This window comes from Methylomarinum vadi (assembly GCF_000733935.1).
Lineage (GTDB): Bacteria > Pseudomonadota > Gammaproteobacteria > Methylococcales > Methylomonadaceae > Methylomarinum > Methylomarinum vadi.
In genome coordinates this window covers 1033704-1053103 of record NZ_JPON01000001.1, presented here as the reverse complement: position 1 = coordinate 1053103, position 19400 = coordinate 1033704, and the positions used below count along the sequence as shown (strand labels likewise).

The 19400-nt window shown below is 52.9% G+C and carries 16 protein-coding genes; 12 read left to right on the top strand and 4 right to left on the bottom strand.

Annotated features, from left to right (window positions below; all coding sequences use genetic code 11):
* Positions 1-372 precede the first annotated feature (372 nt).
* From hpnH to EP25_RS0105340, 4 genes are read left to right on the top strand one after another with little or no spacing between them, the layout of a single operon-like run.
* On the top strand, positions 373-1470 hold the full coding sequence (gene hpnH, locus EP25_RS0105355) for an adenosyl-hopene transferase HpnH (protein WP_031432940.1): 1098 nt from the start codon (positions 373-375) through the stop codon (positions 1468-1470).
* On the top strand, positions 1470-2594 hold the full coding sequence (locus tag EP25_RS0105350) for a glycosyltransferase (protein ID WP_031432939.1): 1125 nt from the start codon (positions 1470-1472) through the stop codon (positions 2592-2594). The genes hpnH and EP25_RS0105350 overlap by 1 nt, the downstream gene beginning before the upstream one ends.
* Positions 2595-2619: 25 nt before the next feature.
* Positions 2620-3255, top strand: coding sequence for an ABC transporter substrate-binding protein (locus EP25_RS0105345; protein ID WP_031432938.1), 636 nt, complete (start codon positions 2620-2622; stop codon positions 3253-3255).
* A gap of 15 nt (positions 3256-3270) precedes the next feature.
* A complete protein-coding gene (locus EP25_RS0105340; RefSeq protein WP_084190966.1) occupies positions 3271-4365 on the top strand; it encodes an MlaA family lipoprotein in 1095 nt (364 codons plus the stop codon).
* Positions 4366-4511: 146 nt separating this feature from the next.
* On the opposite strand, the gene EP25_RS0105335 is transcribed toward EP25_RS0105340, so the two are convergent.
* The 4 genes from EP25_RS0105335 to EP25_RS0105320 all read right to left on the bottom strand — a co-directional run bounded on the left by EP25_RS0105335 (position 4512) and on the right by EP25_RS0105320 (position 8402).
* Positions 4512-5027, bottom strand: a complete 516-nt coding sequence (locus EP25_RS0105335) for an adenine phosphoribosyltransferase (RefSeq protein ID WP_031432936.1) — start codon at positions 5025-5027, stop codon at positions 4512-4514.
* Between the two features lie 320 nt (positions 5028-5347).
* Positions 5348-7210: a 1-deoxy-D-xylulose-5-phosphate synthase gene (gene dxs / locus EP25_RS0105330; RefSeq protein ID WP_031432935.1), complete on the bottom strand. Its 1863-nt coding sequence runs from the start codon at positions 7208-7210 to the stop codon at positions 5348-5350.
* Between the two features lie 69 nt (positions 7211-7279).
* Positions 7280-8176, bottom strand: a complete 897-nt coding sequence (ispA, locus tag EP25_RS0105325) for a (2E,6E)-farnesyl diphosphate synthase (RefSeq protein WP_031432934.1) — start codon at positions 8174-8176, stop codon at positions 7280-7282.
* Positions 8169-8402, bottom strand: coding sequence for an exodeoxyribonuclease VII small subunit (locus EP25_RS0105320; RefSeq protein ID WP_031432933.1), 234 nt, complete (start codon positions 8400-8402; stop codon positions 8169-8171). The genes ispA and EP25_RS0105320 overlap by 8 nt, the downstream gene beginning before the upstream one ends.
* A gap of 111 nt (positions 8403-8513) precedes the next feature.
* Between EP25_RS0105320 and parE the strand changes: the two genes are divergently transcribed.
* The 8 genes from parE to EP25_RS0105275 all read left to right on the top strand — a co-directional run bounded on the left by parE (position 8514) and on the right by EP25_RS0105275 (position 19387).
* Positions 8514-10403, top strand: coding sequence for a DNA topoisomerase IV subunit B (gene parE / locus EP25_RS0105315; RefSeq protein WP_031432932.1), 1890 nt, complete (start codon positions 8514-8516; stop codon positions 10401-10403).
* Positions 10404-10498: 95 nt separating this feature from the next.
* Entirely contained in the window at positions 10499-11338 is an 840-nt protein-coding gene (locus EP25_RS0105310; protein WP_031432931.1) for a CvfB family protein, read from the top strand.
* Positions 11335-11832 carry an acyl-CoA thioesterase gene (locus EP25_RS0105305; protein ID WP_031432930.1) on the top strand — a complete coding sequence of 166 codons (498 nt, stop codon included), beginning with the start codon at positions 11335-11337 and terminating at the stop codon, positions 11830-11832. Before EP25_RS0105310 ends, EP25_RS0105305 begins: the two co-directional genes overlap by 4 nt.
* 2 nt (positions 11833-11834) lie before the next feature.
* Positions 11835-14075 (top strand): DNA topoisomerase IV subunit A, encoded by a 2241-nt coding sequence (parC, locus tag EP25_RS0105300; protein WP_031432929.1) that lies wholly within the window; start codon positions 11835-11837, stop codon positions 14073-14075.
* 87 nt (positions 14076-14162) lie between these two features.
* A complete protein-coding gene (locus EP25_RS24145; protein ID WP_327036912.1) occupies positions 14163-15665 on the top strand; it encodes an alpha/beta fold hydrolase in 1503 nt (500 codons plus the stop codon).
* Positions 15666-15964: 299 nt separating this feature from the next.
* Positions 15965-17128: a MotY family protein gene (locus tag EP25_RS22410; RefSeq protein ID WP_031432928.1), complete on the top strand. Its 1164-nt coding sequence runs from the start codon at positions 15965-15967 to the stop codon at positions 17126-17128.
* A gap of 157 nt (positions 17129-17285) precedes the next feature.
* Positions 17286-18494: an argininosuccinate synthase gene (locus EP25_RS0105280; protein ID WP_031432927.1), complete on the top strand. Its 1209-nt coding sequence runs from the start codon at positions 17286-17288 to the stop codon at positions 18492-18494.
* Between the two features lie 281 nt (positions 18495-18775).
* Complete coding sequence (locus tag EP25_RS0105275; protein ID WP_031432926.1) at positions 18776-19387, top strand: hypothetical protein; 612 nt, start codon at positions 18776-18778, stop codon at positions 19385-19387.
* The last annotated feature ends 13 nt before the right edge of the window (positions 19388-19400 follow it).

The following is a 19400-nucleotide window of genomic DNA, read 5'->3' as shown; positions in this document are numbered from 1 at the left end:
GACAATCCGTGTAGTCTTTTTACAGATTTCTGTCATTTACACATAGGGCCCGATGCGAGGATTGTTGTGGATTCAATCTTATGATTGTTGGGCAGGGTTAGTTCTGTTGTATTTTAGCTAAAATTGTCGCTGATTAGGTAAGTATGCGGGTCGGATGTTGTATTTTTTCCTTTTTTTTCTGGAGTCGGCGCCGAAAAAAGTGTATTCTCTGCCATAAATGCAATCGGCCGGCATGTTTCATGTCTGAATAAATCTATTAAATATTATAGGGTTATGGTCGGTTGGCGGGTTTTCAGCGACTATTTCTTCGTTGTTGCAATCAAGCAACAATGCCATTTCGCTGTTTTTTTATGGTTTTTGAGGAGTAAGCTTGTGAGTGTTCCTTTACGTCAGCAATTAACGGTAGGTAGTTATTTAATCAAGCAAAAACTGAAAGGGGTTAAAAAATATCCTCTGGTTTTAATGTTGGAACCGTTGTTTCGATGCAATCTAGCCTGTGCCGGCTGCGGAAAGATCGATTATCCGGATGAAATCCTCAATAAAAGGTTGTCGGCACAGGAATGTTTGGATGCGGTCGATGAATGCGACGCTCCGATGGTTTCGATTCCGGGGGGCGAGCCTCTAATTCATAAGGAAATGCCGCAAATTGTCGAAGGGATTATTGCCAGGAAGAAATTTGTCTATCTTTGCACCAACGCCTTATTGTTGAAAAAACGGATTAAGGACTACAAGCCTTCGCCCTACTTGACGTTTTCCATTCATCTCGATGGAAATCGCGAGCGCCACGATGCTTCGGTGTGCCAGGAAGGGGTTTTCGATCAAGCGGTAGAGGCGATCAAGCTTGCCTTGGATAAAGGTTTTCGCGTTACCGTCAACTGTACGCTGTTTCAGGGAGAGACTTCCGAGGAAGTGGCCGAATTTTTAGATTATGCAATGGAATTGGGTGTCGAAGGAGTGACCATCGCGCCGGGTTTCAGTTACGAGCACGCTCCAAGACAGGATGTGTTTATCAAGGGCAAGGAGACGAAAGAACTGTTTCGCGGTATTTTCAGGATCGGTAAAAAACGCAAATGGAAATTGAACCACTCTTCCCTTTATTTGGATTTTTTGGCTGGAAATCAAAATTATGACTGCACGCCTTGGGGCAATCCGACCCGCAATGTATTCGGTTGGCAAAAGCCATGTTATCTATTGGCCGATGAAGGCTATGCCTCAAGCTTTCAGGAATTGTTGGACGACACGCCTTGGGATAAGTATGGTAGCGTGAAAAATCCCAAATGCGCCAACTGTATGGCGCATTGCGGATACGAAGCTACCGCGGTCGAGGATACGATGGCGCATCCGCTGAAAGCGTTTTGGGCAAAAATTCGAGGTCCTAAAACGGAAGGAGCCATGGTACCGGAAAAAACACCGGAATTTGCGCAAACTAAAGCTTCGATTAAAGATATTCCAGTCAAGATTGAGTCCTGATGGTTGAATTAGGTTTTTATTTATCGGCATTGGCTGTGCTGATTTGGGGGATTACTTTATTACTGCCATGGCAGCCCTGGCGTTCCCGGGAGGTGCTGCAACCCGAGGATTTTGACGAGGATTACGATTTGAGCGATATCACCGTCGTGATACCGGCCCGGGATGAAGCCGGAGTCATTGCCGAAACCTTGGCGTCACTGAAACAACAAGGGCGGGGGCTTAAGGTCATCGTTGTCGATGACGAATCTAGCGACGGTACGGCGGATATTGCCAGAGCCTCCGGCCTGGCTGGCCTGAAGGTGATCGAGTCCGCCCCGCTCCCGGCAGGGTGGACCGGCAAATTATGGGCCCAGGAGCAAGGTTTGAGTCATGTCGAGACCGGATTGACGTTATTGCTGGATGCCGATATTGCCTTGCGTCCCGGAATGATTAAGGGTTTGAAGCAAAAATACCTGGCCGGCGATGTGCAATTCATATCGTTGATGGCGGTGCTGCGCTTCGATTCTTTTTGGGAAAAAGTGTTGATGCCGGCTTTTATCTACTTTTTTAAGATGATTTATCCGTTTGCGTTGGCAAATGAGCCCTCATCGAAAATGGCCGCCGCCGCTGGCGGTTGTATTCTAGTCGAGACCGAGGCGTTAAGAAAAATCGGTGGAATGGCGTCGATTCGGGATGCCGTGATCGATGATTGCACGTTGGCGAAAACCATTAAAAATTCAGGGTATAATACTTGGATCGGCTTGACTCACGGCGTAATCAGTCAACGCCCCTACGGAAATTTGGCGGAAATTTGGCAAATGGTGGCCCGGACCGCTTATACGCAACTGAATTATTCGCTGTTGCTGTTGCTGGCCTGCACCTTCCTGATGCTGTTGTTGTACTGGTGGCCATTGCTAGCTTTGTTTTATTTTTCCGGGGAAGCGCTGGTGTTGAATTTGTTTTCCTTGTTTTTGATGATGTTGATGGTTTGGCCGACCCTGCGTTTTTATTCGTTTAATCCGCTGTGGGCATTGCTAATGCCGGCGGTGGCGTGTTTATATTTAATGATGACGTGGACTTCCGCCATTCGTTATTGGCGTGGTGAAAGGTCGCGTTGGAAAGGGCGCAGTTATCTGACAGAGTAACGATTGACAGTTCGACGAGGTATTGATGATCAATAAAATGCTAAAAATTTATTTCACCCTAGCCATTATTTTATGGTCATTGGTCGGCAATAACGTCTTTGCCGCATCAGGCAGTGAAAATCCGTCTTCTGCCAGACAAGTGGTCGAGGATTTTCAACAAGTATTGCTCGCTGTGATGAAGCAGGGCAAGGACCTGGGTTTTCAGGGGCGATACGATAAACTGGACCAGACGGTTAGAAATAGCCACTATCTGTATAAGATTTCAAGGCTGGTCGTTGGTCCTGAATGGAAAAAACTGAGCAAGGAACAGCAAAATCAGTTTGTTGATGTCTTCACCGATTACAGTATCTCGGCCTATGCCAATAATTTTAAGGAATTCGATGGCGAATCCTTTAAATATGTGTCGGAAGAAAAGACATCGCAGGGCGGCATCGTTTTACATTATTTATTTCAAATACCCAGTGAAAGAAAGGATGTAAAATTCGATTACATGATGAAAAAAAATGACGAAGGTTGGCGTATTCTTTTTATAATAGCCGACGGCGTTAACGATGTCGCATTAAAGAGATCGGAGTTCTCGAGCATTATCGAAAAACAAGGTTTCGATGCGCTGATAACAAAAATAAAAGAGAAGATAGATAATTACGCAAAACAAAGCTAATTAAGGTTGAGCAAGATGTATAACGAAAACCTGGAACAAAAACACCATTTATGGTGGTTATTGGCGTTGATGCTGGCAACGAGCTTGGCGCTGACCGGTTGTGCCGGCACCAATGTTGCCGAACAGGAAACGACGGCGGAAGAGGTCACTGTCGGGGAAGCCGCCGCCGAGGAGAATGAAGTCGATCCTTACGAAAATCTCAACCGTAAGATTTTTGTTTTCAATGACAAAGTCGATACCTATGTCGCTAAACCGATTTCCGACGCGTATATATGGATTACCCCCCAGTTTGTGCAAACCGGTATCGCGAATTTTTTCAACAATCTAAAGGATATCAACGTCGTTCTGAACGATGTTATGCAGGGTAAGTTGCAGCAAGGGCTGGAAGATACTGGCAGGTTCACCGTCAATAGCACGATTGGCCTGTTAGGTGTGTTTGACGTGGCCACCGAAATGGGTTTGCAAAAGCATGAGGAGGACTTTGACCAGACGCTGGCGGTATGGGGTGTGCCGGAAGGGCCTTATCTGGTGTTGCCGTTATTGGGTCCGACTACTTCCAGAGGAATTCCCGGCAGCGTTTTCGATACCGCTGCCAATCCGACGACCTATGTAGGTTTGCCGGTGCAGTTGGTTTCCATGTTGAATACCCGCGCCAATGCCGAAGGCGCATTAAAATTTATCGATGAAGCGGCTCTGGATCCTTATGTGTTCACCCGGGAATCGTTTCTGCAATACCGTCGTAATCTGGTTTCCGACGGTAAAATCGAACTTGCCGACGATATCTTGGATTTAGAAGAAGAGTTCTATGATGACGAGGAAGAAGAGGGTGGTGATGATTCTTCCCTGCCGTTGAAAGAGACCTCGACAGAAAAAGAGGCTGCCGAACAACAAATGGATGGCTCAGCGGAACAGCAGCCTGTAAAGGTGGTTGCCAACGAGGATGCGTTTAAGGAGGAAACAGAAAAAGGATTCATGTTGAAGCTTAGTGCCGATAAGAATGAATTCGACCAGGCTTCGAGTTCATTCGATAGCGCGGTTGAATCGTTCGACGATGCTTCGCGTTCCTTCGAACAAGCCGCCGAGAAACTGGATCGCCTGGAACGCCAATAACATTTACAGTTTCGATATCTGATGTTTCAGGTATTTCGCACAGAGCCCCTTGATAGGGGCTTTTTTTATGGTTGTTTGTTGGAGTGCAAGGAAACGCGGCGAAGACTGAACTACTCTGCGCGGATTCATCCGGCGCCGCCTCAATATCAATAGTGGAGCAATGAATGGACCGGGTAACCCGCTAACGTTTGGCGACCGTTCAGGAAATCGAGTTCCACGACAAACGCGCATGCAACCACTGTTGCCCCCAGTTTTTCCACCAGTTCGCAGCTAGCTTTAGCTGTGCCGCCGGTTGCCAACAAATCATCGATTAACAGCACCTGATCATTGCTATCGAAGGCATCGATATGGGCTTCCAGAGTGGCGGAGCCGTATTCCAGGTCATAGGAAACGCTCTGCACGTCATAAGGGAGTTTTCCAGGCTTGCGCAATGGCACGAAAGGGATGCCCAGTTCCCAGGCAACTAGTGAGCCGAAAATAAAACCGCGCGCCTCCATGCCGGCGATGGCGGTGATGTCGTTACCTAAAAAAGGCTGCAACAATTGATGAACCGTCAAACGCAAGGCAGCCGGGTCTTTGACCAACGGCGTAATGTCTTTGAAAACGATGCCTGGCTTGGGGAAGTCCGGGATATCGCGGATTTTGTTTCTTAATCGTTCCATAGTTGGTTACTTATAAAATAAAGGGTGCATAAGCGAAGCGCCATGCACCTGAAATGTTAAATGTTGGTGCCGGCTTTGACGGATGACGCTGCGCTTATCCGTCCTACGACCTGACAGGGGCGTAGGACGCGGTGAGGCACGAACCGCATCGGTCGAGTCTTGATGCAGTTTCGTAGCCTGGATGCAGCGCAGCGGAATCCGGGAATGGCGTGGCTCCGATTCCCCGCATTCCGCTTTGCTTCATGCGGGTTACGGATGGCCGGCCAAAGCAATGCGATGGGTTTCTGCGCGCCCTCGTTCTGCATCGCTGCAGAAGTGGCCTAGGCGCAGAACGCCTCGATTCGGGCCAGGATGCCCTTCACATCGAGCCCGACCAGGCCGAGCAATTCCTCGCGGCTTCCTTGTTCGACGTATTCGTCCGGCAGGCCGATGTTCAACACCGGCAACAGGATGCGTTGCGCGTGCAGGAATTCGTTGACCGCGCTGCCGGCGCCGCCGGCGACGACGTTCTCTTCCACGGTCACGATGACATCGTGGCTTTTGGCCAAGTCCAGGATCAGGTCCTGGTCGAGCGGTTTGACGAAGCGCATGTTGGCGACGGTCGCCCCCAATTGCTTGCCGGCTTCCAGTGCGGCGCTAAACGGCGCGCCCCAGGCCAGGATGGCGATGCGCCCGCCCTGATGGCGGATCTCGCCCTTGCCGATTTCCACGCCGTCGAGGTTGCACTCGATGGCGGCGCCTGGGCCCTTGCCGCGCGGATAGCGCACCGCCGCCGGGCCTTCATAGTGGTAGCCGGTGGTCAGCATTTGCCGGCATTCGTTTTCGTCGGCCGGCGCCATCACCACCATGTTGGGGATACAGCGCAGATAACTGAGATCGAAACTGCCGGCATGGGTCGGGCCGTCCGGGCCGACCAGGCCGGCGCGGTCCAGAGCGAACAACACATCCAGGTTTTGCAGCGCGACATCGTGGATCAACTGGTCGTAGGCCCGCTGCAGGAAGGTCGAATAGATCGCCACCACCGGCTTGGCGCCCTGGCAGGCCTGGCCGGCGGCCAAGGTCACCGCGTGCTGCTCGGCGATGGCGACATCGAAATAGCGTTTCGGAAAGCGCTGCGAGAACTCGACCAGGCCGGAGCCTTCCCGCATCGCCGGGGTGATGCCGAGCAGGCGCTCGTCCTGTTCGGCCATGTCGCACAGCCAACTGCCGAACACCTGGGTATAGGTCGGATGCGGCGACGGCGCCGCCTTCGGCAGCGAATCCTTGCACGGGTTGAAGGCCGGCACGCCGTGATAGGCCAGGGGGTCCTTCTCGGCCGGCGCATAACCCTTGCCTTTCTTGGTCACGACATGGAGAAACACCGGGCCCTTCAGGTCCTTGATATTTTCCAGCGTCGATACCAGCATGTCCACGTCGTGGCCGTCGATCGGGCCGATATAATTGAAACCCAGCTCCTCGAACAAGGTGCCCGGCACGATCATGCCCTTGACGTGTTCCTCGGTCTTGCGCGCCAATTCCCAGACGCTGGGCATGCCGCTCAACACCTTCTTGCTTTCCTCGCGCACCGACGAATACAGCTTGCTCGACAACACCTTGGTCAGGTAATTGTTCATCGCCCCGACATTGGGCGAGATCGACATATCGTTGTCGTTCAGGATCACCAACAAATCGGCGTTGACGTCGCCGGCATGGTTCATCGCCTCGTAGGCCATGCCGCCGGTGATGCTGCCGTCGCCGATGATCGCCACCATTTTCTTGTGTTCGCCGCGCAACTGCGACGCGATCGCCATGCCCAGGGCCGCGCTGATCGACGTGCTGGAGTGGCCGACGCCGAAGGCGTCGTACTCGCTCTCCGCCCGTTTCGGAAAGGCCGACACGCCGCCGTAGGTGCGAATGGTCGGCATCCTGTCTTTGCGTCCGGTCAGGATCTTATGCGGATAGGCCTGGTGGCCGACATCCCAGACCAACTGATCCTCGGGTGTGTTAAAGACATAATGCAGCGCCACGGTCAGTTCCACCGTGCCGAGGCCGGCGGAGAAATGGCCGCCGGACTGGCTGACGGTATGGGTCAGGAATTCGCGCAGCTCCCTCGCCAGTTGCGGCAACTGCTTCTTGTCCAGCCGGCGGACGTCGGCCGGCAGGCTGATGGTGTCGAGAATCGGATAGGTTCCTGTAAAGGTCATCTTTCAATCAGTTCCGTTAAAGTTTTTCGTTGATTATCAGGGTTAATAACCAACGTATCAAGTCGGTTTTTAATGGTCGCGTTCGATAATATACAGCGACAGATCCCGCAACAAATCGGCCTCCGGACCGAAATCGCTCAGGCTTTCCAATGCCTGCTCATGCAATTCTCGTGCTTTTTGTTTGGCGCCGGCCAGTCCCAGAAGAGCGGGATAGGTCGGCTTGTCGTTGTCCTTGTCCTTGCCTTGCGTCTTGCCCAGCGTCGCGGTATCGCTTTCCTCATCCAGGATATCGTCCTTGACCTGGAACGACAGGCCGATGCATTTTGCGTAGTGATCCAGTTTCTTGGCGACGGTCGGGTCGATGTCCGCTTTGCACAGCGCGGCCAGGTTGACGCTGGCCCGGATCAACGCGCCGGTCTTGTGGATATGCATATTTTCCAATTCCGGCAGCGTCAGTGTAGTGCCGACCGATTCCAGGTCGATGGCCTGGCCGCCGACCATGCCTTGCGAACCGCTGGCCTTGGCCAGGGTCGTGATCATGTTCAGGCGCGCAGCGGGCGTCGCGGCGATGCTGGCGTCATTGGCCAGGATTTCGAAGGCCAGAGCCTGCAGCGCGTCGCCGGTCAGAATCGCGGTGGCTTCGTCGTAGGCGACATGGCAGGTGGGTTTGCCGCGGCGCAAGTCGTCATCGTCCATGGCCGGCAGGTCGTCGTGTATCAACGAGTAGACATGAATGAATTCGACCGCGCAGGCGGGACCGTCCAGCGACTCTTCCGGGATAGCCAGAGCCTTGCCGGCGGCATAGGTCAACATCGGCCGCATTCTCTTGCCGCCTTCGAGAGTGCTGTAACGCATGGCTTCATGCAGTTTTTTCGGCAGAATATTGTCGCTCGGCAGGCGGGCATCCAGTGCTCTTTCGACCCGATTTTGACAGGCGGTTAGATATTGTTTCAAAGCTTCACTCATCGTTAAATGGCTCCAGGGTTTGTTTGCCGTCTTTTTCCAGTAGAATTTGCACTTTCTGCTCGGCTTCCTGCAAGGCTTTCTGGCAAGTACGTGTCAGTTTGATGCCGCGTTCGAAGGATTGCAGCGACTCCTCCAGAGAAATATCGCCTTTCTCCATTTGCTCCACCAGCTGTTCCAGTTCCTCCATGGAGTTCTCGAATAACGTCGTACTTTTTTTTCTCGGCATATAAATAAAGTCGGTTGTGATACGATGTAGCGCCTGCCGGCATGGGAGGCATCCGGCTGACCAAAGTAAATCGGCTATTATATCTGAAATTATCCCAACTGATTAGGAAGTATGACGAACGAATACAACGCGGCGGCGATCGAGGTTTTAAGCGGTTTGGATCCGGTCCGGAAGAGACCGGGCATGTATACCGATACCACGCGGCCCAATCATCTGGTACAGGAGGTGGTCGACAACAGCGTCGACGAAGCCATGGCCGGCCACGCCGACAGGATCGAAGTGATCTTATACAAGGACGGTTCGGTATCGGTCCAGGACAACGGTCGCGGGATGCCGGTCGATCTGCATCCGGAACAACGCATACCGGGCGTGGAAGTGATTCTGACCCAGTTGCATGCCGGCGGTAAGTTTTCCAACAAGAATTATCAGTTCTCCGGCGGTCTGCACGGCGTCGGCGTGTCGGTGGTCAATGCGCTGTCGAAAAAGTTGGAGATCGAGGTTAAAAGAGGCGGAAGCATCTATCGAATGAGTTTTGCCCATGGCGACAAGCTGACCGATTTGGAGGAAGTGGGATCCGTCGGCAAGGCCAATACCGGAACGACGATCCGTTTCTGGCCGGACGGAAACTATTTCGATTCCGGCAAGGTTTCCGTTACTAAGTTGAAGCATGTGCTCAGGGCCAAGGCGGTATTATGTCCGGGACTGAAAATTTCGTTGCAGTCCGAGGCGACCGACGAGCAATGGGAGTGGTGCTATCAACACGGCTTGCAGGAATATCTGCTCGACCGCGTCGGCGAAACGGAAATCTGTCCCGAACAACCCTTCATGGCGGAGATGAACGCCAGCAACGAGGCGGTCGAATGGGGTATCGTCTGGACTGCCGACAATCTGCCGGAAACCATCGCCGAGAGTTATGTCAATCTGGTGCCGACCGCGCAGGGCGGTACCCATGTCAACGGCCTGCGCGCCGGCCTGACCGAGGCGATGCGGGAATTCTGCGATTTCCGCAATCTGCTGCCGCGCGGCGTCAAGATCGCGCCGGAGGATGTCTGGGAAAACTGTCATTTCGTGTTGTCGGTCAAATTGGAAGACCCGCAATTTTCCGGGCAGACCAAGGAACGGCTCAGTTCGCGCGAATGTGTGACCTTCGTGTCCGGCGTCGCCAAGGACAGTTTCAGTCTGTGGCTGAACCAGCATCCGCAGGAAGGCGAGAAGGTCGCCGAGATCATCCTGGCCAGCGCCCAGAAACGGCTGAAATCCAGCAAGAAGATCGTCAGGAAGAAGGTTACATCGGGGCCGGCGCTGCCGGGCAAACTGGCGGATTGCTCGGCGCAGGATATCAGCCGCACCGAACTGTTTCTCGTGGAAGGCGACTCGGCCGGCGGATCGGCCAAGCAGGCGCGCGATCGCGAATACCAAGCGATCATGCCGCTGCGCGGTAAAATTCTCAACACTTGGGAGGTCGAGCCGGGACAAGTGATGGCTTCGCAGGAGGTGCACGATATCGCGGTCGCGTTGGGTATCGAACCCGATTCCGACAATTTGGGCAATCTGCGTTACGGCAAAATCTGCATTCTGGCCGATGCCGATTCCGACGGCAATCATATCGCCACGTTGATCTGTGCGTTGTTTTATCGCCATTTCCGGGCGTTGGTCGAAGCCGGGCATGTTTTCGTCGCGATGCCACCGCTGTATCGTATCGACGTCGGCAAAAAGGTATTTTACGCCCTGGACGAATCGGAAAGACTGGGTGTGCTGGCCCGGATCGAAGCGGAGAAGCTGAAAGGCAAGATCAACGTGCAACGTTTCAAGGGGCTGGGCGAGATGAATCCGGCGCAGCTGCGGGAAACGACGATGAATCCCGATACCCGCCGTCTGGTGCAATTGACCGTCGACGACCAGGACGCCACGCGCGAGCAAATGGATTTGTTGCTGGCCAGGAAACGCGCCCAGGACCGCAAGAGCTGGTTGGAGGCGAAGGGAAATCTGGCGGAAATATAAAAAAAATGTAGGCTGGGTTAGGCGTTAGCCGTAACCCGACGACAACTTTAGCGCATGGCATATTACCTGATTCTAAATAGTTTTGAGTTGAAACAGTGATTCATATCGGTAAATTCAACACCCTAAAAATCTGCCGCCAGAGCGACGGCGAAATCTATCTCGACGGCGGCGAGAGCGGCGAGATTACGTTGCAGCGCCAGGACGTGCGGAAAGATTATCAAGTGAGGGACGACCTGGAAGTCTTCGTCTACACCGACGGCCAAGGCAACCTAGTGGCGACGACGCAAACGCCCTTGGCCCAGGTCGGCGAAGTGGCCTGGTTAAAAGTCGTGTCGCTAAGCCATGCCGGCGCCTTTCTCGACTGGGGCTTGCCCAAGGATTTGTTGGTGCCGTTCAGCGAGCAGAAGCAAAAAATGGTCGAAGGCAGGCATTATTTGGTCAAATTGTTTCTCGACAAAGACAACCGCATCGCCGCCTCGGCCATCCTGGACGATTTCATCCGCGACGAAGCGGTGTATTTAAAAGAAGGGCAGCCGGTGGAATTGATCATCGCCGACGAAACGGAGCTGGGCACCAAGGCCGTCGTCAATCACGAATTCTGGGGCGTGCTGTATAAGAACGAAGTCTTTCGGAAGCTGCGCAAGGGCCAGAAAATCAAGGGGTACATCAAGAAAATCCGCGCGGACAAGAAAATCGACCTGAGTTTGCAACAGGAAAAAAACACTTGTCAGGCGGAAACGACCGCCGAGCGAATTCTGGCGCTTTTAAAGCGGCAGCAGGGCGAAATGCGTATCACCGACAAGAGCGAGCCGCAGCTGATTTACGATACTTTCGGCGTCAGCAAAAAGGTCTTCAAACAAGCGCTCGGTCATCTCTATAAACGGCGATTGATCACGATGGCCGAAGACAGGGTCACATTGACGGATAAATCATGAGTAAGCAAGAAAAATCGTTGACGATGACGGTGTTGATGACGCCGGACATGGCCAATTTCAGCGGTAATGTGCATGGCGGTTCGTTGTTGAAATTGCTCGACCAGGTCGCCTATGCCTGCGCCGCCAAATACAGTAAATGTTATGTCGTCACGGCGACGCTCGATCAGGTATCCTTCAAGGAAAAAGTACGGGTCGGGGAGCTGGTGACCTTTTATGCGCATATCAATTATGTAGGTCGCTCATCGATGGAGGTCGGCGTGAAAGCGGTCGCCGAGGATCTGCGTAGCCAGGAAAAGAGGCATACGACCTCTTGTTACTTCACGATGGTGGCGATCGGCGACGACGGCAAACCGGTCGACGTGCCGCCGCTACACATCGAAACCGACGTGGAACGGAAACTCTTTGAAGCCGCGCAACTGCGCAAGCAAATACGACAGGAGATCATGGAAAAAAATAAAGCGTTACATGTGGATTTACCCAAGGAAGATTTATAACGATGGGCATACAAGAAAACTTCGAACAACTGCCGTTAAAGGACTTCACCGAAAAGGCGTATCTGGATTATTCCATGTACGTGATTCTCGACCGGGCCTTGCCGCATATCGGCGACGGCTTGAAACCGGTGCAGCGGCGCATCGTCTATGCGATGTCGGAATTGGGCCTGACCGCGCTGGCCAAATACAAAAAATCGGCGCGTACGGTCGGGGACGTGTTGGGTAAGTATCATCCGCACGGCGATTCGGCTTGCTATGAGGCGATGGTGCTGATGGCGCAGGATTTTTCCTACCGTTATCCGCTGATCGACGGTCAGGGCAACTGGGGCTCGCCGGACGACCCCAAGTCTTTCGCCGCGATGCGTTACACCGAGTCGCGCTTGACGTCTTATGCGCAAACCCTGCTCGGCGAGTTGGGGCAGGGCACCGTCGATTGGGTGGACAATTTCGACGGTACGATGAAGGAGCCGAAACTGTTGCCGGCACGCTTGCCGAACGTGTTGCTGAACGGCACGATGGGGATCGCCGTCGGCATGGCCACCGATATTCCGCCGCACAATCTGCGCGAAGTGGCGGCCGCCTGCATGCAATTGCTCGACGACCCGGACACGCCGCTGGATGGCTTGCTGGAACACATTCAGGGGCCGGATTATCCGACCGAGGCGGAGATCATCAGCACCAAGGAAGAGATACGCAAAATCTATCTGAGCGGCAACGGCTCGATCAAGATGCGGGCCCGTTATGAAAGGGAGGATAGCAACATCGTCATCACCGCGTTGCCGCACCAGGTATCGGGCGCCAAGCTGCTGGAGCAGATCGCGGCGCAGATGCTGGCGAAGAAGTTGCCGATGATCGAGGATTTGCGCGACGAATCCGATCACGAGAATCCGACCCGGCTGGTGATCATTCCAAAATCCAAGCGAGTCGACGTCGAGTCGGTCATGTCGCATTTGTTCGCCACCACCGATCTGGAGAAGAATTACCGCGTCAATTTGAACATGATCGGTTTGAACGGCAAGCCGCAGGTCAAGAATTTGCGGCAGATCTTGACAGAATGGCTGGATTTCCGAACCGAAACGGTGCGCCGGCGCTTGCAGCATCGCCTAGACAAGGTGCTGGCGCGTCTGCATATTCTGGAAGGCTTGCTGATCGCCTATTTGAATATCGACGAGGTGATCCATATTATCCGCACCGAGGACCGCCCCAAGCCGGTTCTGATGGAGCGTTTCGGGCTGACCGATCCGCAGGCGGAAGCCATCCTGGAATTGAAGCTGCGCCACCTGGCCAAGCTGGAGGAAATGAAAATCCGCGGCGAACAGGAAGAGCTGGAAAAGGAACGCGAGGCGTTGGAGAAAACGCTGGGTTCGGCGCATTTGCTGAACCGTCTGATACGGAAGGAAATCGAGGTCGACGCGGAAAAATACGGGGACGCCAGACGTTCGCCCATCGTCGAGCGCGGCGCGGCCCAGGCCTTGGATACGACGTCCTTGATCGCCAACGAACCGTTGACGATCATTTTGTCGCAAAAAGGCTGGATCAGGGCGGCGAAAGGACACGATATCGATGTCGAGGCGTTGAATTACCGATCGGGCGACGGCTACCTGGCTGCGGCCCGGGGGCGCACTACCCAACCGGTCTACGTCCTGGATACGACCGGTCGGGTTTATTCGGTGACGACCCATGACCTGCCGTCGGCCAGGAGTCAGGGCGAGCCGTTGACCGGCCGCCTGAAACCGCCGTCCGGTTCGTTGTTCACCCACTTATTGGCCGGCAATCCGGACGATTGGTATTTGTTGGTCAGCAGCGCCGGTTACGGCTTCAGGGTGCAGTTGCAGGATCTGTACAGCAAGAACAAGGCCGGTAAGGCGCTAATCACCTTGCCGAAAAATGCCGGGGTGGTCGCGCCGGCGCCGATCCGCTCCGACTCCGATGTGCTTGCGGTCGCGACCCTGCAGGGGCGGCTGTTGATCTTTCCGGTGCTGGAGTTGCCGGCGCTGGCCAAGGGCAAGGGCAATAAACTGATTCAAATTCCGTCGAAGGACTTTAATTCGGGCAAGGATGCGGTTGTCGCTATCACCGCATTCTCGCCGGAGGGAGCGTTGAAAGTGCTGGCGGGTAAGCGCCATTTGACCCTGAGGAGCGGGGATATCGAGCATTATTCCGCGACCAGGGCCAAGCGTGGATTGGCCTTGCCGCGTGGTTTTCAGCGCGTGGACGGCCTGCTTGCCGAAGGCCGGGAGTAGGACGGACAAAGCGTCGCCTGTCCGGCAAGATAGCTGACACATTCATAGATGCAAGGTATTGGATAAATAGACGATTTTTCAACGACGATGAAGAAACTGTTCAATAAAAGTTTACTGACCAATTTGGTCGCCTTGCTGGTTATCGCAACCGGCTATTGGTGTCCGGTGCAGCCGGAACTGCTGAAATCGATCGGCTTTTTCGCCTTGTCGGGGGCGATTACCAATTGGCTGGCGGTGCATATGTTGTTCGAGAAAGTGCCGTTATTGTATGGTTCGGGCGTCATCCCGAACCGATTCGACGAATTCAAGTCGTCGATCAAGGAATTGATGATGCAGCAGTTCTTCACCGCGGAGCATGTCGAACAATTCATCGAGAAGGAAGAGCGGCAGGGCAGCAAGGTATTGAACATCGACCCCTTGTTGAATGCGGTGGATTATGACAAGGTCTACGACAGCCTGGTAACCTCGATCATGGAATCCTCCTTTGGCGCGATGTTACAGATGATGGGCGGGGAAGAGGCTCTGACGCCCTTGAAGGAGCCGTTTATCCAGAAAATGCGAGCGACGCTGACCGAGATGGTGGAATCGGAACGCTTCAAGGAAGCGCTGCGCCAAGGGTTGGACGCGCATAAGATCGGCGAGGATATCGTCGGCAAGATCGAAACGGTGATCGACAAACGCTTGAACGAGTTGACACCGCAAATGGTCAAGGAAATCGTGCAGACGATCATTCGCGAGCATTTAGGTTGGCTGGTGGTCTGGGGCGGCGTATTCGGGGGGGGCTTGGTGCCGCCTTTAGTTTTGCCTGAGACGATGAGCATACAGCCTTTAACGCTCGCGTTTGACGAGTTCGGCGACTGTAATGCCGCTCCTTTGGTTATTCTGCACGGTTTTTTCGCCTCGTCGCGCAACTGGCGCACGATCGCCAAAATGCTGGCGGAACGCTACCACGTCTATGTGCCGGATTTGCGCAATCATGGTGCATCGCCGCATTCGTCGGTGATGGATTATTCGGCCATGGCCGTCGATTTAAAAAACTTTCTCGATCAGCATGGCATCGGTAAGGCCCACCTGCTGGGACACAGCATGGGCGGGAAGGTGGCGATGTGGTTTGCCCTCAATTATCCGGAAGCGGTGGAGCGGTTGGTCGTCGCCGATATATCGCCGACTCGTTACCAGCACAGTTTCGAGCAAACCATCACGGCTTTGCGGGCCGTACCGTTGCAAGCCATTCGCAACCGGAAAGAGGCGGAAGCGGCCTTGAGCGATTCGATTGCCGACGGCAGTTATCGACAGTTCTTGTTGCAAAACCTGCAGTTGAAAGACGGCGAATACGCCTGGCGGGTCGATCTCGATATTTTCCGGCGCACAGCCGACAACATCGTTGCTTTTCCCGAGGCGGACAAGGTGTTGCCTTATCCGAAGAAGGTCTTGTTTCTGGGCGGCGGCGATTCCGACTATATTCGCGAGGAAGACGTGTACCGCTGGTTTCCGGAGGCCCGGATTAAGCAGATAGCCGATACCGGTCATTGGCTGCATGTGCAGGCGCCACGACAATTTTGCGAAGAGGTGAGTGTTTTTTTGACTTAACCCAGCCTTGTCGTAGAAACTTGTAGGATATTGATAAATAATGAGTAAAGGCAGCCGCTAAAAATAACGTTATGCGAATTTTTCTATCCTGCATTTTCAATAACTTACACACATCAAGATGGCTAAATTTCGAATTATTAGAGGCTGCCTAAATCATTTTATGGCAATACAAGCAAGAAAAGTGGCATGATTTTTAATGCATATTAAGCAATGGCTTGAAGACTCATGGCTCTAAATTGAAAAAGCTGGGTTAAAAAAATCGCCGTTCGGCCGCTAATTGGTTTATGAACCGAAGAGGTATGGGCGAATTAGTCATGGACAAAATGGCGGTTTCCATTGTATTGCTGTTATTGTGCGGTGAAGGCTGGAGCGAATATGTCACGGCGCCGATGCAGTATGCCGACTGGCAGAGTCAGCAAAGCAAAACATTATGCCAATTGCTGCATCCTATCGATCATTTCGGCAGCGCCGGGTTTTTGCATTATTCCGGCGAACCGTTGCAATTTTATCTTCAGGAAACCCAATTCCAATCGACCATCAGCCACGCCAGCCTGTATGTCGAGCCGTCACCCTGGCGCGAGCAGCCGACTTATCGGCGAGATTACCCCGTTTTTCTCGACGACCAGCCGCCTTCCCATTTTCATCGGCTGGTCGTTTTTGCCGATGCCGCCGAGGAAATGCTGAATACTTTGCTGCAAGGGCATTATCCGGTTTTCGCGTTGTTTCGCCGCAGCCGGGAGATTCGGGTCGCGGTGTCGTCGATAAACTTCGCCGAGTCTTATTCTAATTTTGCCGAATGCCGTAAGGCTTTGTTGCCTTTCGGTGAAAAGCAATTGGAGCGGGATGATCTTTATTTCGCGCCTCAAAGCGATGGGCTATCCGGGCCGGTTGCCGAGCGTTTACGGGATGTGTCCGTTTATATGCGGGAAATGCCGCAAGCTCGAGTCGTCATCGCCAGTGCGACCGCCGTGGCGGGAACAGCCGACCAAAAATGGTTCGGCCGCAGGGCGCAGCGAATCGTTAAGCAATTGCGCCAGTATGGAATTGCCGACAAGCGAATTCGTATCGAAAGCGGTCCTTATCAACGAAACGATGACAACGAGTTACTGCTGAATGTGTTTGGCCCCGATGCGCTTAGCCGCTATTATTTTCGTAAAGGCAGTACCCGCTTGAGTTATCAGGAAAAACAAAGGCTGGCACTGCTGGCGCAGTATATCCGGGATAATAAACCCCTTGGTCAAATCACTATCAGCAGTCATACCGATAGCCGGGGCAGGCGGGCCAGTAATCTGAAAGTCTCTAAAGAACGCGGCGAGGCTGTCAAGAATTATCTGATCGCTCAAGGCATAGCAGGCGAAAGTTTGCGAGTCAAAGCCTATGGCGAAAGCCTGCCAATAAAAAGCAATCGTTTCCCCACCGGTAGGGCGCAAAACCGGCGGGTCGTGATCACTTTTAGCAATTGACCCCAGTTATCGGCTCACTGATTTGATGGCTCTTTAAAATAAGACCCTTCAGCAAACTTTGGCGGCAAAATGTCGGCCGTTGAGAAAGTTATCCAAATAAGGCAGCGATTTCCGGTATAATTGGACCCATTTTTCATTTAATGGGTATTTATCGATTATGGCGGAAATTAATAAAGTCGTTTTGGCCTATTCAGGCGGGTTGGATACTTCAGTCATTCTAAAATGGTTGCAGGATGAATATTCTTGTGAAGTAGTAACCTTCACTGCGGATATTGGCCAGGGTGAAGAAGTTGAGCCTGCTCGCGCCAAAGCGCAGGCTGCCGGCATCAAGGAAATTTATATCGAAGACCTGCGTGAGGATTTCGCCCGCGATTATATATTTCCGATGTTTCGCGCCAATACGATCTACGAAGGTGAGTATTTGCTGGGTACCTCCATCGCCCGGCCGTTGATTGCCAAACGCCTGATCGAAATCGCCAATGAAACGGGCGCGCAAGCCATTTCTCATGGGGCTACCGGTAAAGGAAACGACCAAGTGCGTTTCGAGCTGGGCGCCTATGCGTTGCGTCCCGACATCAGGGTTATAGCCCCTTGGCGCGAATGGGATTTGAATTCGCGGCAAAAATTGTTGGCTTATGCCGATAGCCACGGTATTCCGGTGGAAATGAAAAAAGGCAAATCCTCGCCTTATTCGATGGACGCCAATTCCCTGCATATTTCCTATGAAGGCGGTATTTTGGAAGACCCGTGGGCGGAGCCCGAAGAGGATATGTGGCGCTGGACCGTGTCGCCGGAAAAGGCGCCTGACCAGGCGACTTATGTGGAATTGACCTATGAGAAAGGTGATATCGTCGCGATCGACGGCGAGCCGCACAGTCCCGCGCAAGTCATGGAGAAATTGAATCAGATCGCCGGTGCCAACGGTATCGGCCGCCTGGATATCGTCGAAAACCGTTACGTCGGCATGAAATCCAGGGGCTGTTACGAAACACCGGCCGGAACCGTGATGCTGAAGGCGCATCGGGCCATCGAATCGATTACGTTGGACCGCGAAGTGGCGCATTTAAAAGATGAGTTAATGCCGCGTTACGCTTCCCTGATTTACAACGGTTATTGGTGGAGTCCGGAACGTGAAATGCTGCAGGAAATGATCGATACGTCGCAGCGCAACGTGAACGGCAAGGTTCGTTTGAAATTGTACAAAGGCAATGTCATCGTGGTGGGCCGTGATTCGGCGACCGACAGTCTGTTCGATGAAGCGATTGCGACATTCGAGGAAGACGAGGGCGCCTATAATCAAAAGGACGCGGAAGGCTTTATCAAGCTGAACGCCCTGCGCATGAGAATTGCGGCGAAAAAACGTTGATTTGATTGTCCGATGTCCCCGGTAAGGACGATTGTCGGGGGCACCGCTTGCCTCTTTGTATCCGAATCGGATAATTTTCGAGTTCGGTCAAATCTGGAAACCGATCCGAATTTCCTAGTTCGGCGATACAAAATACAGGACATTTTATTTTTAATTTGTATAATAAAAGCTTTGTATGCATCCTGGATTTAGGTTACTGACTAGCCAATGATGCAAGGGAAGGATAGAAAGCGCTTGCCATCGGAGGCCGATAGTAAGCGGGTTCCAAAATAAATATAATAATGAGCAATATGCGTAAGGTTGATCCTGAAGTTGTGAATGCCAAAGGGCGTGAAGTGGTTTTACTTCATGACATACCTCAACATCAAGGTTTGGTAAAAGCAAACAGATATCTGTTGATGCTGGTCATGGCATTGATGTTCATGGTTTTTATGTTGGGGTTTCTGGTTTTACCTGATTACGATTTGGTCGACCAAGTAAAGGATCGGCAGCGGTTTTCATCCGCTACCCAAGCCGTTCAAAACCCCGCCTTGTCGGACGAAATCAACGCGTTAAAAAGTCAATTGGTCGGGTTAATCAGTGGGTCGATCGAGAGCAAGCTGAGGATCTTGGAGGAGAGTATTAGGCTGGGTAGCGTGTCCACGTCGTTGGGAACGATTCAGGACTTGAAAAACGATGTGCGCATCCTGCGTTCTTATTCGGAGCCGCCGGTCAAGGAAGGCGAGCGCCAGGCCAACGAAAGATTGATCGCCGAGCTTTCCCATCTGAAAAATTTAATCTACCTGACGTTCGCTTCCTGTGGCCTGATGATTGCCGCCATCGCCTGTTTTTGGCTGAAAAATCGATTTCGCTTGCCGAATCACAGGGCGCGTTCCTTTTTGGGGCGTAAATAATTTCCCTGAAATT

Bases quoted from the DNA above. Each gene is read 5' to 3' on its own strand.
- EP25_RS0105350 (WP_031432939.1), top strand. From the start codon at position 1,470: ATGGTTGAATTAGGTTTTTATTTATCGGCATTGGCTGTGCTGATTTGG.
- EP25_RS0105345 (WP_031432938.1), top strand. From the start codon at position 2,620: ATGATCAATAAAATGCTAAAAATTTATTTCACCCTAGCCATTATTTTA.
- EP25_RS0105340 (WP_084190966.1), top strand. From the start codon at position 3,271: ATGTATAACGAAAACCTGGAACAAAAACACCATTTATGGTGGTTATTG.
- EP25_RS0105335 (WP_031432936.1), bottom strand. From the start codon at position 5,027: ATGGAACGATTAAGAAACAAAATCCGCGATATCCCGGACTTCCCCAAG.
- dxs (WP_031432935.1), bottom strand. From the start codon at position 7,210: ATGACCTTTACAGGAACCTATCCGATTCTCGACACCATCAGCCTGCCG.
- ispA (WP_031432934.1), bottom strand. From the start codon at position 8,176: ATGAGTGAAGCTTTGAAACAATATCTAACCGCCTGTCAAAATCGGGTC.
- EP25_RS0105320 (WP_031432933.1), bottom strand. From the start codon at position 8,402: ATGCCGAGAAAAAAAAGTACGACGTTATTCGAGAACTCCATGGAGGAA.
- parE (WP_031432932.1), top strand. From the start codon at position 8,514: ATGACGAACGAATACAACGCGGCGGCGATCGAGGTTTTAAGCGGTTTG.
- EP25_RS0105305 (WP_031432930.1), top strand. From the start codon at position 11,335: ATGAGTAAGCAAGAAAAATCGTTGACGATGACGGTGTTGATGACGCCG.
- parC (WP_031432929.1), top strand. From the start codon at position 11,835: ATGGGCATACAAGAAAACTTCGAACAACTGCCGTTAAAGGACTTCACC.
- EP25_RS24145 (WP_327036912.1), top strand. From the start codon at position 14,163: ATGAAGAAACTGTTCAATAAAAGTTTACTGACCAATTTGGTCGCCTTG.
- EP25_RS22410 (WP_031432928.1), top strand. From the start codon at position 15,965: ATGGGCGAATTAGTCATGGACAAAATGGCGGTTTCCATTGTATTGCTG.
- EP25_RS0105280 (WP_031432927.1), top strand. From the start codon at position 17,286: ATGGCGGAAATTAATAAAGTCGTTTTGGCCTATTCAGGCGGGTTGGAT.
- EP25_RS0105275 (WP_031432926.1), top strand. From the start codon at position 18,776: ATGAGCAATATGCGTAAGGTTGATCCTGAAGTTGTGAATGCCAAAGGG.